Origin of the sequence: Streptomyces sp. NPDC091209 (genome assembly GCF_044757755.1) — a bacterium.
In the GTDB taxonomy this organism is placed as follows: Bacteria; Actinomycetota; Actinomycetes; order Streptomycetales; family Streptomycetaceae; genus Streptomyces.
Window position 1 is genome coordinate 287846 of record NZ_JBIVVR010000008.1, and the last position, 13333, is coordinate 301178.

Annotated in this window: 11 protein-coding genes and 1 pseudogene; 9 read left to right on the forward strand and 3 right to left on the reverse strand. The window is 71.8% G+C overall.

Going from position 1 to position 13333, the window contains the following annotated elements; all coding sequences use genetic code 11:
- From ACIQRL_RS24625 to ACIQRL_RS24665, 9 genes and pseudogenes are all read left to right on the forward strand, one after another.
- Positions 1–897, forward strand: a complete 897-nt coding sequence (locus tag ACIQRL_RS24625) for an ABC transporter permease (RefSeq protein ID WP_401335053.1) — start codon at positions 1–3, stop codon at positions 895–897.
- Positions 894–1802, forward strand: coding sequence for an ABC transporter ATP-binding protein (locus ACIQRL_RS24630; RefSeq protein WP_401335056.1), 909 nt, complete (start codon positions 894–896; stop codon positions 1800–1802). Before ACIQRL_RS24625 ends, ACIQRL_RS24630 begins: the two co-directional genes overlap by 4 nt.
- Positions 1799–2680 carry an ABC transporter ATP-binding protein gene (locus tag ACIQRL_RS24635; RefSeq protein WP_401335058.1) on the forward strand — a complete coding sequence of 294 codons (882 nt, stop codon included), beginning with the start codon at positions 1799–1801 and terminating at the stop codon, positions 2678–2680. The genes ACIQRL_RS24630 and ACIQRL_RS24635 overlap by 4 nt, the downstream gene beginning before the upstream one ends.
- 53 nt (positions 2681–2733) lie before the next feature.
- Positions 2734–4074: an LLM class flavin-dependent oxidoreductase gene (locus tag ACIQRL_RS24640; RefSeq protein WP_401335061.1), complete on the forward strand. Its 1341-nt coding sequence runs from the start codon at positions 2734–2736 to the stop codon at positions 4072–4074.
- A 113-nt stretch (positions 4075–4187) separates the two neighbouring features.
- Entirely contained in the window at positions 4188–5222 is a 1035-nt protein-coding gene (locus ACIQRL_RS24645) for an LLM class flavin-dependent oxidoreductase (protein WP_401335062.1), read from the forward strand.
- A 1-nt stretch (position 5223) separates the two neighbouring features.
- Positions 5224–5997, forward strand: a complete 774-nt coding sequence (locus ACIQRL_RS24650; protein ID WP_401335065.1) for an alpha/beta hydrolase — start codon at positions 5224–5226, stop codon at positions 5995–5997.
- A 251-nt stretch (positions 5998–6248) separates the two neighbouring features.
- Positions 6249–6806, forward strand: a complete 558-nt coding sequence (ssuE, locus tag ACIQRL_RS24655; protein WP_401335068.1) for an NADPH-dependent FMN reductase — start codon at positions 6249–6251, stop codon at positions 6804–6806.
- A 363-nt stretch (positions 6807–7169) separates the two neighbouring features.
- Positions 7170–8533, forward strand: a pseudogene (locus ACIQRL_RS24660) (bifunctional o-acetylhomoserine/o-acetylserine sulfhydrylase).
- The gene (locus ACIQRL_RS24665) at positions 8530–9681 is read left to right on the forward strand and encodes a homoserine O-acetyltransferase (protein ID WP_401335522.1); all 1152 of its coding nucleotides are present in this window, start codon (positions 8530–8532) and stop codon (positions 9679–9681) included. Before ACIQRL_RS24660 ends, ACIQRL_RS24665 begins: the two are co-directional and overlap by 4 nt.
- 28 nt (positions 9682–9709) lie before the next feature.
- Here the strand turns inward: ACIQRL_RS24665 and ACIQRL_RS24670 are convergent, their stop codons facing one another.
- The 3 genes from ACIQRL_RS24670 to ACIQRL_RS24680 are packed head-to-tail and all read right to left on the reverse strand — an operon-like array spanning position 9710 to position 13318.
- Positions 9710–10837: an LLM class flavin-dependent oxidoreductase gene (locus ACIQRL_RS24670; protein ID WP_401335071.1), complete on the reverse strand. Its 1128-nt coding sequence runs from the start codon at positions 10835–10837 to the stop codon at positions 9710–9712.
- A gap of 16 nt (positions 10838–10853) precedes the next feature.
- Complete coding sequence (locus tag ACIQRL_RS24675) at positions 10854–11945, reverse strand: LLM class flavin-dependent oxidoreductase (protein ID WP_401335074.1); 1092 nt, start codon at positions 11943–11945, stop codon at positions 10854–10856.
- Positions 11942–13318: an NtaA/DmoA family FMN-dependent monooxygenase gene (locus ACIQRL_RS24680; protein WP_401335075.1), complete on the reverse strand. Its 1377-nt coding sequence runs from the start codon at positions 13316–13318 to the stop codon at positions 11942–11944. Before ACIQRL_RS24680 ends, ACIQRL_RS24675 begins: the two co-directional genes overlap by 4 nt.
- Positions 13319–13333 lie beyond the last annotated feature (15 nt).

Below are 13333 nucleotides of genomic sequence, written 5' to 3' on the forward strand. Positions count from 1 at the left end.
ATGGTGCGCCGCGTCCTCACCCTGACCTCCGGCCGGATCGCCCTGGCCGTCCTCGCCACGATCGCCGTACTCGCCCTGTTCGGGCCGCTGCTCGCTCCGCAGAACCCGCTGGCCACCAGCGACCACACGCTCGCCACCGCCTCCGGCGCCCACTGGCTGGGGACCGACTACCTCGGCCGCGACGTGCTGAGCCGGCTCCTCGACGGCTCCCGCGTCAGCGTCTTCGGGTCACTGGAGGTCGCGTTCACGGCCCTGGCCATCGGCGCCGTCCCCGGCATCCTGTCGGTCCAGCTCGGCCGGGTCTTCGAATGGGTCACCCTCCGGCTCGCCGACACCCTGGTGGCCCTGCCGTTCCTGCTGTTCGCCGTCGCCGTCATCGCGCTGCTCGGCAACGGTCTCACCCAGGCGATGCTGGTCACGGGTGCGTTGGTGTCCCCGCTGTTCTACCGCGTGGCCCGCGCGGCCACCCTCGCCGTGGCCCGCTCGCCGTACGTGGAGGCCGCGATCGTCTCCGGCGCCTCGATCGGCTGGGTCGTACGCCGTCACGTCTGGGCCAAGGTGCTCCCGCCGATCGCGGTCGCACTCGCCCAGACCGTCGGCGTCGGCTTCGTCATCGTGTCGAGCCTGACCTTCCTCGGGATCGGCGTCCAGCCCCCCGCGCCCACCTGGGGCGGCCTGCTCGCCTCGGATCTGGGCTACCTCGGCCACCAACCGTGGGCGCCGCTCGCCCCCGCCCTGCTGATCATGATCACCGTCTGGGCCTGCAACCTGCTCGCCGACGCGATCCGCGACGTCTCCGGCGAGGCGGGCCGCGCGCTGGCCAACAGCCGCAGGGCCGGCGCCAACCGCCGCCGCGAGGCCGACCTCGAATCCGCTTCCGCAGGAGGTGTGCGATGACCACCCTGTCCGAGAAGTTCCTCGCCGAGGCCGAGGAGACCGAGGAGACCACCGAGCCCGGTTCGGCACAGCCCGCCGATCCGCCGTCCCCGGTGCTGGCGGTACGCGATGTCCGCATCGGCGACCGGGCCGGGGACCGGGAGATCGTCCACGGCGTGAGTTTCACGCTCACGCCCGGCAGAGCGGTCGGCATCGTCGGCGAGTCCGGCAGCGGAAAGACCCTCACCTGCCGTGCCGCGCTGGGGATCCTGCCCGCCCACTTCGAGATCACCGGCGGTTCGGTGGAGATCGACGGCGGCGACATCGCCGAGCTGTCGCCCGCTCAGTGGACGGACCTGCGGGGCGCCACGATCAGCGCGGTCTTCCAGGACCCGGCCTCCTATCTCAACCCCTCGATCCGCGTGGGGGCGCAGATCGCCGAGGTCGTCCGGGTCAAGACCGGACTGAAGCGGCGCGCGGCACACCGCCGGGCGGTCGAACTGCTGCGGGCGGTCCATCTGCGGGACCCGGAACTCGTTCACGCCCAGTACCCGCACGAACTGTCCGGCGGCATGCTCCAACGGGTCCTCATCGCGGTGGCGATCGCCGCCGGCCCCCGGATCCTCATCGCCGACGAGGCCACCACCGCGCTCGACGTCACCGTCCAGGCCGAGATCCTCGACCTGCTGGCCGACCTGCGCGAGCGGACCGGGCTGGCCCTCGTCGTGGTCTCGCACGACCTGGCCGTCGTCGCCCAGCTCTGCGACGAGGTCCTCGTCATGCGCCGCGGCGAAGTGGTCGAACAGGGCCCGACCAGGGACGTACTCCACCGTCCGCGGCACGAGTACACCCGGCTGCTGATCGCCGAACACGAGCAGTACGGCCTGGAGAAGTTCCTCGCGCCCGATCCCGAGGGGGACGCATGAGCACCGAAGCCGTGGCCACCGAGCCCTCCCCGCGAACCAGTTCCACCGAGGAGCCGACGAAACCCGTCCTGGAGGTCAAGGACCTCGAAGTGCACTACGGAACGCTTCGGCGACGCAGGCCCGCGCTGCGCGGCGTCTCGCTCAGAGTCGCGCCGGGCGAAACCGTCGGCGTCATCGGCGAGACGGGGTCGGGCAAGTCCACCCTCGCCCGGGCCGTACTCGGCCTCGTGCGCGCCTCGGCGGGGTCCGTCCTCGTCGGCGGTGAGGACGTCAGCGCCTACAGCGGGCGCCAGTGGCGCGCCCTGCGGCGCCGCGGTGTGATCCAGTACGTCTTCCAGGACCCTTTGCGCAGCCTCGACCCGGATCTCACCATCGAGGCCTCCCTGTCCGAACCGCTGCTCGTCCGGGGTGTGTCCCGCGACGAGGCGGCTCGCCGGGTACGCGCGTTCCTCGCCCGTGTGCACCTCTCCGAGGACCTGCTCGACCGGCTGCCCGGTGAACTCTCCGGCGGGCAGCGCCAACGCGTGGCGGTGGCACGGGCGTTGGTCACCGAACCCCGGCTGGTCATCCTCGACGAGCCGGTCAGCGCCCTGGACTCGGCCAACCGCGTCCAGATCCTGCGGATCCTCCAGGAACTCCGCGACGACGGTGTGGCCCTCGTCTTCATCTCCCACGACCTCGGATCCGTCGCCGGGATCGCCGACCGCATCGCCGTGCTGTACCAGGGCGAGCTGGTCGAGGCGGGTACCGCGCGCGACGTCATCACCCGGCCCCAGCACGCCTATACGCGCCTGCTCGTCCGTTCCGCTCCCACGCTGCACTCCGCGTCGGCCGGCCGGGCCGAACGCGCGGCCCTGCGCGCCCTCCTGAATGCCTGAGCACCTGAGCGCCTGAACACCTGAGCAACCCACGAGAGACAGGAAGAACAGCCATGCCCCGCACCATTCATCTCGCCCTGCACCCCTACGGCGTCGGCGGTCCCGGCCAGCACGGCCTGTGGAAGGACCCGCGCGTAGCGAAGAACGCGAGCATCGACATCGACTACTACATCCGGCTGGCGAAGGCGGCCGAACACGCCCTCTTCGACGCGCTGTTCATCGTCGACAGCCAGTTCATCAACGCCACCTACCCGGCGCACTACCTCAACCGCCTCGAACCGCTGACCCTGTTGTCCGCGGTCGCCACCCACACCCGGCACATCGGCCTGGTCGGCACGGCGAGTTCGACGTACAACTCGCCGTTCAACCTGGCCCGCCGGTTCGCCTCCCTCGACCACATCAGCGGCGGCCGGGCCGGCTGGAACGTCGTCACCAGCTTCGACACCGGCACCTCCCGGAACTTCGGACTCGACGAACACCTCGACTACACCGCCCGGTACGGCCGCGCCCTGGAGTTCGTCCGGGTCGCCCGGGGCCTGTGGGACTCCTACGAGGACGACGCGTTCCCGGCCGACGTGGACCGGGGCGTGTTCCTCGACCCGGCCAAGCTGCACGCCCTCGACCACGAGGGCGAGCACTTCAAGGTCGCGGGACCGCTGAACCTCTCCCGCTCCCCGCAGGGCCAGCCCGTCATCTTCCAGGCCGGGGTGTCCGAGGAGGGCCGCGACCTGGCGGCCCAGGTCGCCGAGGGCATCTACGCGCCGGGCGGCACACTCCAGCAGGCACAGGAGTACTACGCCGACATCAAGAAGCGCACCGCGGCGTACGGCCGCGACCCCGAGCACATCAAGATCTTCATCCACGGAAGCCCGGTCGTGGCCGCCACGGACGAGGCGGCCCGGCGTCGCGAGCGGGAGATCTTCGAGGAGGACAACGACTTCGACCGCAACCTCGCGCTGCTCGGCCGCTCCTTCGGCGCCTACGACTTCAGCGTCCACGACCTCGACGCGCCGTTCCCCGACGTCGCGCACCTGGCCGAGAAGGGCGGCCGCACCGGCGCGGCGGCCCTCATCGAGCGGGCCCGGACCGAGAAGTTGACGCTGCGTCAAGTAGCCGATTCCGTCAACCAGTTCCGCGGCTCGCCCTTCGTCGGAGCGCCGGAGACCGTCGCCGACACCATCGAGAACTGGTTCGACGCCGGCACCTTCGACGGCATCAACCTGGCCTTCCGCACCGAGGACGAACTGAATCTCTTCGTCGACGGCGTCGTCCCGATCCTCCAGAAGCGCGGGCTGTTCCGCACCGAATACGCCGCCGACACCCTGCGCGGCAACCTCGGCCTGCCCGTCCCGGCCAACCGCCACACCCGCGAGCCCCAGCTCGTGAACGACTGAGGTCCCCGCCGCGACCGACCGTTCGAGCACACCCTCGCCCCGCGGCCCCGCACACCGGCCGGCTCACCCGGAACCGGCCGGTGCGGCGGCCCGACACCGAAAGGCCGACACGCATGACGAGCGAGCGACCACGCTTCCGGCTCGGCTTCCTCACCCACGTCCAGGGACGCGACCAGGACATCGCCCGCACCTACCGCAACGCGCAGGAACTGTTCGCCGTGGCCGACGAACTCGGCTTCGACGTCGGCTGGGTCGCCCAGCACCACGTCGCCCTCGGAGGCGGCGGACTCTCCTCGCCGTGGACCTTCCTCGCCCACGCCGCGGCGCGGACCAAGCGGATCCGGCTCGGCACCGCCGTCACCGTCCTGCCGCTGGAGGACCCCGTCCGGCTCGCCGAGGACATCGCCACCGTCGACACGCTCAGCGGCGGCCGCGTCGAGATCGGCGTGGGCAGCGGGACGAGCGGCCTGGAGTACGCCGCCTTCGGCAAGGACGCCGACCGCAAGCGCGAACTGACCAGTGAGAACCTCGACGTCCTGCGGCGGGCCCTGGCCCACGACGACGTGGGCACCCCCGACTTCCGCATCCAGCCCCGCCCCGGCGACTTCGGCCGCCGGGTCTGGCAGGGCGTGTTCAGCGCGCGGGGAGCCGAGTACGCGGCGAGCCGCGGCTCCAACCTGCTGCTCAACCGGGCGGCGTACGGCTTCGACGCCCCCACCGACGAGGTGCAGCGCCCCTGGGCCGACGCCTTCCTCGCCGCGTGGGACCAGCCGCACCGCCCGCGCGTCGGCCTGTCCCGCTTCATCTTCCCTGCCAAGGACCGGCGCACGGCGCTCCGCGTGATCGGCGACGACGTGCACCGGGCGGCGCTGCGCATGGCGGAGGGCGGCGCGTTCCCCAAGGGGCTCGACGCGGACGAGGCGCTGCGCCGCTTCCATTCGTTCTACGGCCATCCCGACGAGATCGTCGAAGCCTTGCGGCAGGAGAAGGTCCTGCCCGTCGCGACCGACCTGATCGCGCAGTTCAACCCGGCCGTCCCCGACCACGACGCCGCCGTGCGTGCCCTCGAACTCATCGCCACCGAGGTCGCGCCGGCCCTGGGCTGGCAGCCCGCGCACACGGCCGAACCCGCACCCGCAGGAGTATGAGATGACCCAGTACACCGACCACCACGGCCCCGAAGGCCTCCTTGTCCGCGGCACGGTTCTCGTGGTTCCCGGCCGCGGCGAGACCCGGGCGACCTACACGCGCTTCGGCCGGCGGATCGCCGCCGACGCCTACCGCGTCCGGGTGATCGACGCCCCGGACCTCGACGCCGAGGACCCGGCCGCGTCCCTGGCCGACCTCGCCGCCCGGCTCACCGACGCGGTCGAGGACGCCGCGTCCGAGGACGGTGTCGTACGGCCCGTCGTCCTTGTCGGGACGGACTCCGGGGCCGCCGCGCTCGCCGCGCTCCTGGGCCGGCCACAGGCTCGGGCCGGCTGGCAGCCGGACGCCCTCGTCCTCGCCGGCCTTCCCGGGCCGTCCGCCGGGACCGGCGCCGCCGACACGTGGGACCAGGAACTCGACGTCCGCACCTCGTGCCCGACCCACCGGGGCAACCTCACCCAGGACCCCCAGGTACGACGCGGGTCGCTCAACGACGCGGTGCCGGACGCCCTGCTCGGCTCGGCCTACGACAGCGAGGCACCCCTGCCCACCCTGCTGCTCGTCGGCGACTCCGATCCGCTCGCCGACCATGAGGCGCTCGCGCGCCTGGCCAAGTCGCTGCCCCTGGCTCGTCTTTCGGTCGTGCGCGGCGCCCACCACGACGTCCTCAACGACCTCCAGCACCGCTCGGTGGCGGCCGAGGTCGTCACCTTCCTCGAAACACTCCGCAACGAACTGCGGCCGCTGATCACGGTGCGGTCGAGCGCCTGGTGAAGGCCCGTCGGCCTGGCGTCGCCGGACGTCGGACGACGCCCCTGTCCCACGGCGACGCCCGGCCCGCACGGTCATCACCGTCCGCGGGGCGCACGCCCGGACCGCCGCGGGCGCCCAGGGCGCCGCGTGCGGCCGTCATGGCTCCCCGAGCGCCCGCGGCACACACCACCGTGCGCCGGACACCCGTTTCACCCGTTCACCCCTGCGCCGCACACCCACCTCACCACCGCATCCGACCCGGAAGGTCCGCCATGGCCACGATCGTGTCCGTCTCCGGAAGCCCCTCCCCCACGTCCCGCACCACACGTCTCCTGCGTCACCTGGACGACCGGCTCCGCCTCCAGGGCCACGAGGTGATTCCGCTGGAGGTACGTGCCCTTCCCGCCCACGCGCTGCTCGGAGCCGACTTCCAGCACCCCGCGATCGTCGAGGCCACCGCCCTGATCGAGGGGGCGGACGGAGTGGTGATCGGCACGCCCGTGTACAAGGCGGCCTACTCGGGCCTGCTGAAGTCGCTCCTCGACCTGCTCCCGCAGTACGCGCTGACGGGCAAGACGGTGCTGCCCCTCGCCACGGGCGGCAGTACGGCCCATGTCCTCGCCATCGACTACGCGTTGCGCCCGGTGCTGAGTTCCATGGGCGCCTCGCACATCGTGCCCGGCTGGTTCACGCTCGACAAGGACGTCACCGTCGGCGAGGACGGCTCACCGGTCATCGCACCCGCCGCCGCCCAGGCCCTGGCGCAGGTGACGGACCACTTCTCCGCCGCGCTGGGAGGCCGTACGACCGCACTCGCGTCCACCGGCTGAGGGCGTCCGGCGTCAGGGCGGGGCCACTTCGACAGGCGTCCGGGGCCCGAGCTGTGCGTCAACTCCGCGGCCCGGCGTTCATGCTGGTGCGCCGTGACCATCTGTGGTTACCTGGCTCCATGACCGTGCTCGTGACCCGCCGCCACGTTGACTACGTGCGTGTCACCACCACCGGTTGTCGCACCGTGAGCTGACCCCCTCGCTCCGGTCTCCGGACACCCTTCTCCACCACGCTCCGCGCTGCCCGCTGCCCCTGCCCGGGCGCGAATTCGCGGCCCCGCGGTGCGTTCGCCGACGCCTGAACCAGCGCACTCCACGCACCCCGTGCGTCTCCACAGAGCGCACACCGCACAAGGGAGAACCATGAGCCAGCCCGTCGACTCCGTGACCGCGGGGCACACCCCCGACGACGAGCCCACCGGCCCCGACACCTCGGCCTGGTCGTTCGAGACCAAGCAGATCCACGCCGGTGCCGTGCCCGACCCGACGACCGGGGCGCGGGCGGTGCCGATCTACCAGACGACCTCGTTCGTCTTCCGGGACACCCAGCACGCCGCCGACCTGTTCTCGCTGGCCGAGCCGGGCAACATCTACACCCGCATCCACAACCCCACCCAGGACGTGTTCGAGCAGCGCATCGCGGCGCTGGAGGGCGGCGTCGCCGCCGTGGCGCTCGCGTCCGGACAGGCGGCGGAGACGCTCGCCATCCCCTGACGCTGGCGTCCGCCGGGGACCACATCGTGTCCAGCACGTCCCTGTACGGCGGCACGTACAACCTGTTCCGCCATACGCTCCCCCGTTTCGGCATCGAGGTGTCCTTCGTCGACGACCCGGACGACGCCGAAGCCTGGCGTGCGGCGATCCGGCCGAACACCAAGGCCCTGTTCGCCGAGACGCTCGGCAATCCGCGCGGCAACGTGCTCGACGTGCGGGCCGTGGCCGACGTCGCGCACGCGTCGGGCGTGCCGCTCATCGTGGACAACACGGTGCCGACCCCGTATCTGCTGCGGCCCATCGAGCACGGCGCCGACATCGTCGTCCACTCGGCGACCAAGTTCCTCGGCGGACACGGCACCACCATCGCCGGTGTCGTCGTCGACGGCGGCCGCTTCGACTTCGGCGCGCACGCCGAACGCTTCCCCGGCTTCACCGAGCCGGACCCCAGCTACCACGGCCTCCAGTACTGGCCGGCGCTCGGCCCGGGTGCCTTCGCGGTCAAACTGCGGGTGCAGCTGCTGCGGGACCTCGGGCCGGCCCTCTCGCCGCACTCCGCCTTCCTGCTGCTCCAGGGGGTGGAGACGCTCAGCCTGCGCATCGAGCGGCACTCCTCGAACGCCCAGGCCCTGGCCGAGTGGCTGGAGCAGCGCGACGAGGTCGCCGCCGTCCACTACCCGGGACTGAAGTCCAACCGTTGGTACGCGGCAGGGCAGCGGTATCTTCCGCGCGGTGCCGGAGCGGTCCTGGCGTTCGAGCTGCGGGACGGGGTCGAGGCCGGAAAGCGGTTCGTGGACGCGGTCGAGCTGTTCAGTCATCTCGCCAACATCGGGGACGTACGCAGCCTGATCATCCACCCGGCCTCGACGACCCACAGTCAGCTGGACGAGGGGCAGTTGGCGGCGACCGGTACGTCGCCCGGTCTGGTGCGGCTGTCGGTGGGCATCGAGAACCTCGCCGATCTCAAGGCCGACCTGGAGGCCGGCTTCCGCGCGGCGAAGGGCGCGTCCTGAACACCGTACTCACACCGTCCGAGATTCCCCTCCCGCCGGCCTCCGGGGGCTGGCGGGAGGGGGACGCGCCCGGACGCCGACAGTGGCACCTCCAGGACAAGGCGCTGCCCCTGGAGGCAGGCGGTGAACTGCCCGGTGTGCGGCTGGCGTTCGAGACCTGGGGGCGGCTCGCGCCGGACGGTTCCAACGCCGTGCTGGTGCTGCACGCCCTCACCGGCGACAGCCATGTCGCCGGACCTGCCGGGTCCGGTCACCCGACGGCCGGCTGGTGGGACGGTCTGGTCGGGCCCGGACTCGCCCTGGACCCGCGCCGCTGGTTCGTCGTCGCGCCGAACGTGCTCGGCGGCTGCCAGGGCAGCACCGGTCCGTCCTCGCCCCGCCCGGACGGGGCGGCCTGGGGCAGTGCCTTCCCGTTCCTGACCCAGCGCGACCAGGTGGCGGCGGAGGCCGGCCTGGCCGACGCGCTGGGCATCGGCCGATGGGCCCTGGTGGTCGGCGGTTCCATGGGCGGCATGCGCGCCCTGGAGTGGGCGGTTTCGTATCCGGAGCGTACGGACGCGCTCCTGCTGCTGGCCACCACGGCGGCGGCGAGCGCGGAGCAGATCGCCTGGGCCGACATCCAGACCCAGGCGATCCGAAGCGACCCGAACTGGCGGGGCGGCGGCTACCACGACGCCGCCCCCGGTCACGGACCGCACGAGGGGCTGGGCCTGGCCCGCCGCCTCGCCCACGTCACGTATCGATGCGAACCCGAGCTGGCGGTCCGCTTCGGCCGCGCGCCACAGGGCACGGAGGATCCGTGGGACGGCGGCCGCTATCAGGTACGGTCCTACCTCGACCACCAGGCCGCGAAGCTGGTCCGGCGTTTCGACGCGGGCAGCTACGTGACGCTGTCGGAGGCCATGAACAGCCACGACGTCGGACGCGGCCGGGGCGGCACGCGCTCAGCCCTGGGCCGGGTGACCGCGCGGACGCTCGTCGCCGGCGTCGACTCCGACCGTCTCTATCCACCTTCCCAGCAGGCCGAGTTGGCCGCCGGCATCCCCACGGCGGACCGCCTCCGGGTGATCGGATCGCCGTACGGACACGACGGCTTCCTCATCGAGGTGGAACAAGTCGCCGCACTGGTGCGTGAATTGATCGGCTAGGACCGCTGGGCGTCCGTCCCGCTCGGGCTCACCGCTTGCGCCACTCCTCGGCGAGCAGCTCGTACGACCGCACCCGGTCGGTGTGGCCATGGGTGATCGTGGTGATCAGCAACTCGTCGGCGCCCGTGGCCTCCTGGAGCTGCGCCAACTGGTCGGCCACCCTGCCCGGGGAGCCGACGAACTGGGTGTCGAGGCGGTCCTGGACCAGCGCGCGGTCCGCGTCGGACCAGACGTGGGTGCGTGCCTCGTCCGGGGTGGGGAACTGGATCGCTCCCTCGGCGTTGCGGATGCTGCGGACCCAGAGGCCGTATCCGGTGGCGAGTTCGCGGGCGGTGTCGTCGTCCTCGGCCACCACGACGTCCGCGGACACGCTGATGTACGGCTTGTCGAGGACGTCGGACGGCTGGAACGCGGCCCGGTAGCCCTCCGCCGCCTCCAGCACGGTGGCCGGACTGACGTGGTAGTTCGCCGCGAACCGGAGCCCGTTGCGGCCCGCGACGTCGGCGCTCTGGCCGCCGCTGCTGCCCAGGATCCACAGCTCCACGTCCGCGCCCTCGCCCGGCACGGCGTGTGCCTCGACCCCCTCCGCCGACCGGTAGGTGCCGGCGAGCAGCGCGAGGATGTCGTCGATCTGCTCGCCGTAGTCCTGCGACTGGGCGTTCGGCTGCTGGAGGAGGGTGCGCTGAAGCGCGACCCGTGGTGAGCCCAGCAGATGCTCGAACGAGAAACGGGGCGGAATGCGCAGCCCGTTGGGCGTGCGGCCGTCGACGACGGGCGTCGCGGTCGGCAGCGGCGTGGCGGGCCCGCCCGGAGGCCGTCCGCCGGAACGGCCGAGTCCCAGGTCGAGACGGCCGGGGTGCAGGGCGTCGATCAGGCCGAACTCCTCGACCGTGGACAGGGCGGTGCGGTGGCCCAGTTGTACGGCGCCGGAGCCGATCCGGATCGTCGAGGTCGCGGACGCCGTCAGGGCGAGGACGACCGCGGGCGAGGTGCCGGCGACGCCCGGATTGAGGTGGTGTTCGGCGAACCAGTAGCGGGCGTAGCCGAGGTCCTCGGCCCTGCGGGCCAGGTCGATGGTGTTGCGCAGCGCCTCGGTGGCGGTGGAACCGGACGAGATCGGGACCAGGTCGAGAACGCCGAGAGGGATGTCGGACATAGTGGTTCAGGGCTCCTCAGTGGTCGGCGGGCACGGGTTCGGGAACGGGGGGCGCGAGGACCGGCTCCCACGGGAACGGCGGGTCGGGGATCTCCCGGCGCAGCACGGGGGCTACGTCCGACTGGAAGAGTTCCAGCGCGTCACGGTGCTGACGATCGGTCAGCCCACCGGCGTCGGCGTGCAGATGGAGAACGCTGTGCCCGAACCGCTCGTGATAGCGGTGCACCTTCTCGATGATCTGCTGGGGGCTGCCGATCAGCGCGGAGCTGCGTTCCACGTAGTCCTCCAGGGTGGGGAACACCGGCTCCAGGCCGAGGCGCTTCTGGAACGCCAGGTTGCCTTCGAACACGGGCCGGTAGACGGCGAGTGCCTCCTGAGAGGTCCGCGCCGCGTAGAAGCCCGCCGTCCCGGCGCCGACCGCGATACCGGCCGGATCGTGGCCGTAGTGCTCCCAGCGTTCCCGGTAGTAGCGGATCAACTCGGCGTACGGCTCTATGGGGTTGGTGACGTTGGCGGAGAAGAGCGGGTCGCCGTAGCGGGCGGCCAGATCGACCGACTCCTTGCTGGTGGCGCTGCCGTGCCAGACCCGGACGGGCTGCTGGAGGGGCCGGGGCCACACCTCGGCGTCCTTGAGTTCCGGGCGGAAGCGGGTCGCCGCGGTGACCTTGTCCTGCCGCCAGATCCGGCGGAACACCTCGTAGCTCTCGGCGTTGCGGTCCCACTGGTCGTCGGTCGTGACCTGGAACAGCTCCCGTTGTGCGGCGCCGTTCCCCTTGCCGACGATCAACTCCAGGCGTCCGCCGGACAGATGGTCGAGGGTCGCGTAGTCCTCGTACGCGCGCACCGGGTCGAGGAGGCTGAGCGTGGTGACCGCGGTGAACAGCCGGATCCTTGAGGTGAGCGCGGCGATGTGGCTGAGGACCACGGGCGGCGAGGACGAGATGAACGGACGCTCGTGCCGCTCCCCCACCCCGAAGCCGTCGAAGCCGAGCTCCTCGGCGAGCAGCGCGTTGTCGATCACTTCGCGGAAGCGGTCGTTCGTCGGCTTCTGGACGCCGGTGACCGGATGGGGGGCGTGCACGATCAGGGTGATCGCCAGGAACTTCATGACGCGGCCCGCTCCGCCTGCGGCTCGGCGTCGGGGTGATCCAGGCCGAGGTGGTCGCGCAGGGTGCTGCCCTCGTAGTCGGTGCGGTAGACGCCGCGTTCCTGGAGGAGGGGGACGACGGTGTCCGCGAAGGAGTCCAGGCCGCCCGGTGTGATGTGCGGGACGAGGATGAAGCCGTCGGAGACGTCGGCCTGGACGAAGTCGTTGATGGTCTCGGCGACCGTGGCCGGGCTGCCTACGAAGGCCTGTCGGCTCCCGGTCTCGATGACGAGGTCGCGGATGGACCAGTTGTTGGCGGCCGCCCGCTCCCGCCACTCACGGGCCGTGGCCAGCGGGTCGCGGTACATCCGGACCTGGGCGCGGCCGCGGGCGATGGTGTGTTCGCCGAGGTCCGGATCGGCGTCGGGCAGGGGGCCGTCCGGGTCGTACGAGGACAGGTCACGGTTCCAGACGAACTCCAGGTGCTTGATGGCGGTGGCGCCGCTGACCTGGGCGCGCCGTACCTCGCGGGCGCGCTCCTCGGCCTCGGCGTCGGTGTCGCCGAGCACGAAGGTCGCGGCGGGCAGGATCAGGAGCTGGTCGTGGCGTCGGCCGTAGCGGGCGAGGCGCCCCTTGACGTCGGTGTAGAAGGCCTGGCCCTCCTTGAGGGTCGCGTACCGGCTGAAGATGGCGTCGGCGCCGGCGGCGGCGAACTCCCGGCCTTCCTCGGAGTCTCCGGCCTGGAAGATCACCGGGCGGCCCTGCGGGGAGCGCGGGACGTTGAACTGCCCCTCGATGTCGAAGTGTTGACCCTGGTGGACGAACGCTCCGGCCTTGGCGTCGCTGAGGAAGGCCCCGGTCTCCTGGTCGGCGACGATCTCGTCCCCGTGCCAGGAGTCGAAGAGTTCGTTCGCCGTGGCCAGGAACTCCTTGGCGCGGGAGTAGCGCTCCTCCTGGGGCAGGAAGCCGCCGCGGCGGAAGTTCTCGCCGGTGAAGGCGTCCCAGGAGGTGACGACGTTCCAGGCGGCCCGGCCGTCGGAGAGGTGGTCGAGACTGGCGAACTGGCGGGCCACCTCGTAGGGCTCGTTGAAGGTGGAGTTGATGGTGCCGGTCAGGCCGAGGTGTTCGGTGACGGCGGCGAGCGCGGCGAGGACGGCGAAGGTGTCGGGCCGTCCCACGACGTCCAAGTCATAGATCTCGCCGCCCTGTTCGCGCAGCCGCAGGCCTTCGGCGAGGAACAGGAAGTCGAACTTGGCGCGCTCGGCGGTCCGCGCGAAGTGCGCGAACGAGCTGAACTCGATGTGGCTGCCGGCCTCGGGGTCGCTCCACACGGTGGTGTTGTTGACGCCGGGGAAGTGCGCCGCGAGGTGGATCTGCTTGAGCGGCTTGCTCATGGTCGGGGGTCCTTC

Excerpts from the sequence above, each read along its gene's own strand:
- ssuE (WP_401335068.1), top strand. The coding sequence starts at position 6,249 with ATGGCCACGATCGTGTCCGTCTCCGGAAGCCCCTCCCCCACGTCCCGC.
- ACIQRL_RS24680 (WP_401335075.1), bottom strand. The coding sequence starts at position 13,318 with ATGAGCAAGCCGCTCAAGCAGATCCACCTCGCGGCGCACTTCCCCGGC.
- ACIQRL_RS24635 (WP_401335058.1), top strand. The coding sequence starts at position 1,799 with ATGAGCACCGAAGCCGTGGCCACCGAGCCCTCCCCGCGAACCAGTTCC.
- ACIQRL_RS24670 (WP_401335071.1), bottom strand. The coding sequence starts at position 10,837 with ATGTCCGACATCCCTCTCGGCGTTCTCGACCTGGTCCCGATCTCGTCC.
- ACIQRL_RS24650 (WP_401335065.1), top strand. The coding sequence starts at position 5,224 with ATGACCCAGTACACCGACCACCACGGCCCCGAAGGCCTCCTTGTCCGC.
- ACIQRL_RS24675 (WP_401335074.1), bottom strand. The coding sequence starts at position 11,945 with ATGAAGTTCCTGGCGATCACCCTGATCGTGCACGCCCCCCATCCGGTC.
- ACIQRL_RS24640 (WP_401335061.1), top strand. The coding sequence starts at position 2,734 with ATGCCCCGCACCATTCATCTCGCCCTGCACCCCTACGGCGTCGGCGGT.
- ACIQRL_RS24630 (WP_401335056.1), top strand. The coding sequence starts at position 894 with ATGACCACCCTGTCCGAGAAGTTCCTCGCCGAGGCCGAGGAGACCGAG.
- ACIQRL_RS24625 (WP_401335053.1), top strand. The coding sequence starts at position 1 with ATGGTGCGCCGCGTCCTCACCCTGACCTCCGGCCGGATCGCCCTGGCC.
- ACIQRL_RS24645 (WP_401335062.1), top strand. The coding sequence starts at position 4,188 with ATGACGAGCGAGCGACCACGCTTCCGGCTCGGCTTCCTCACCCACGTC.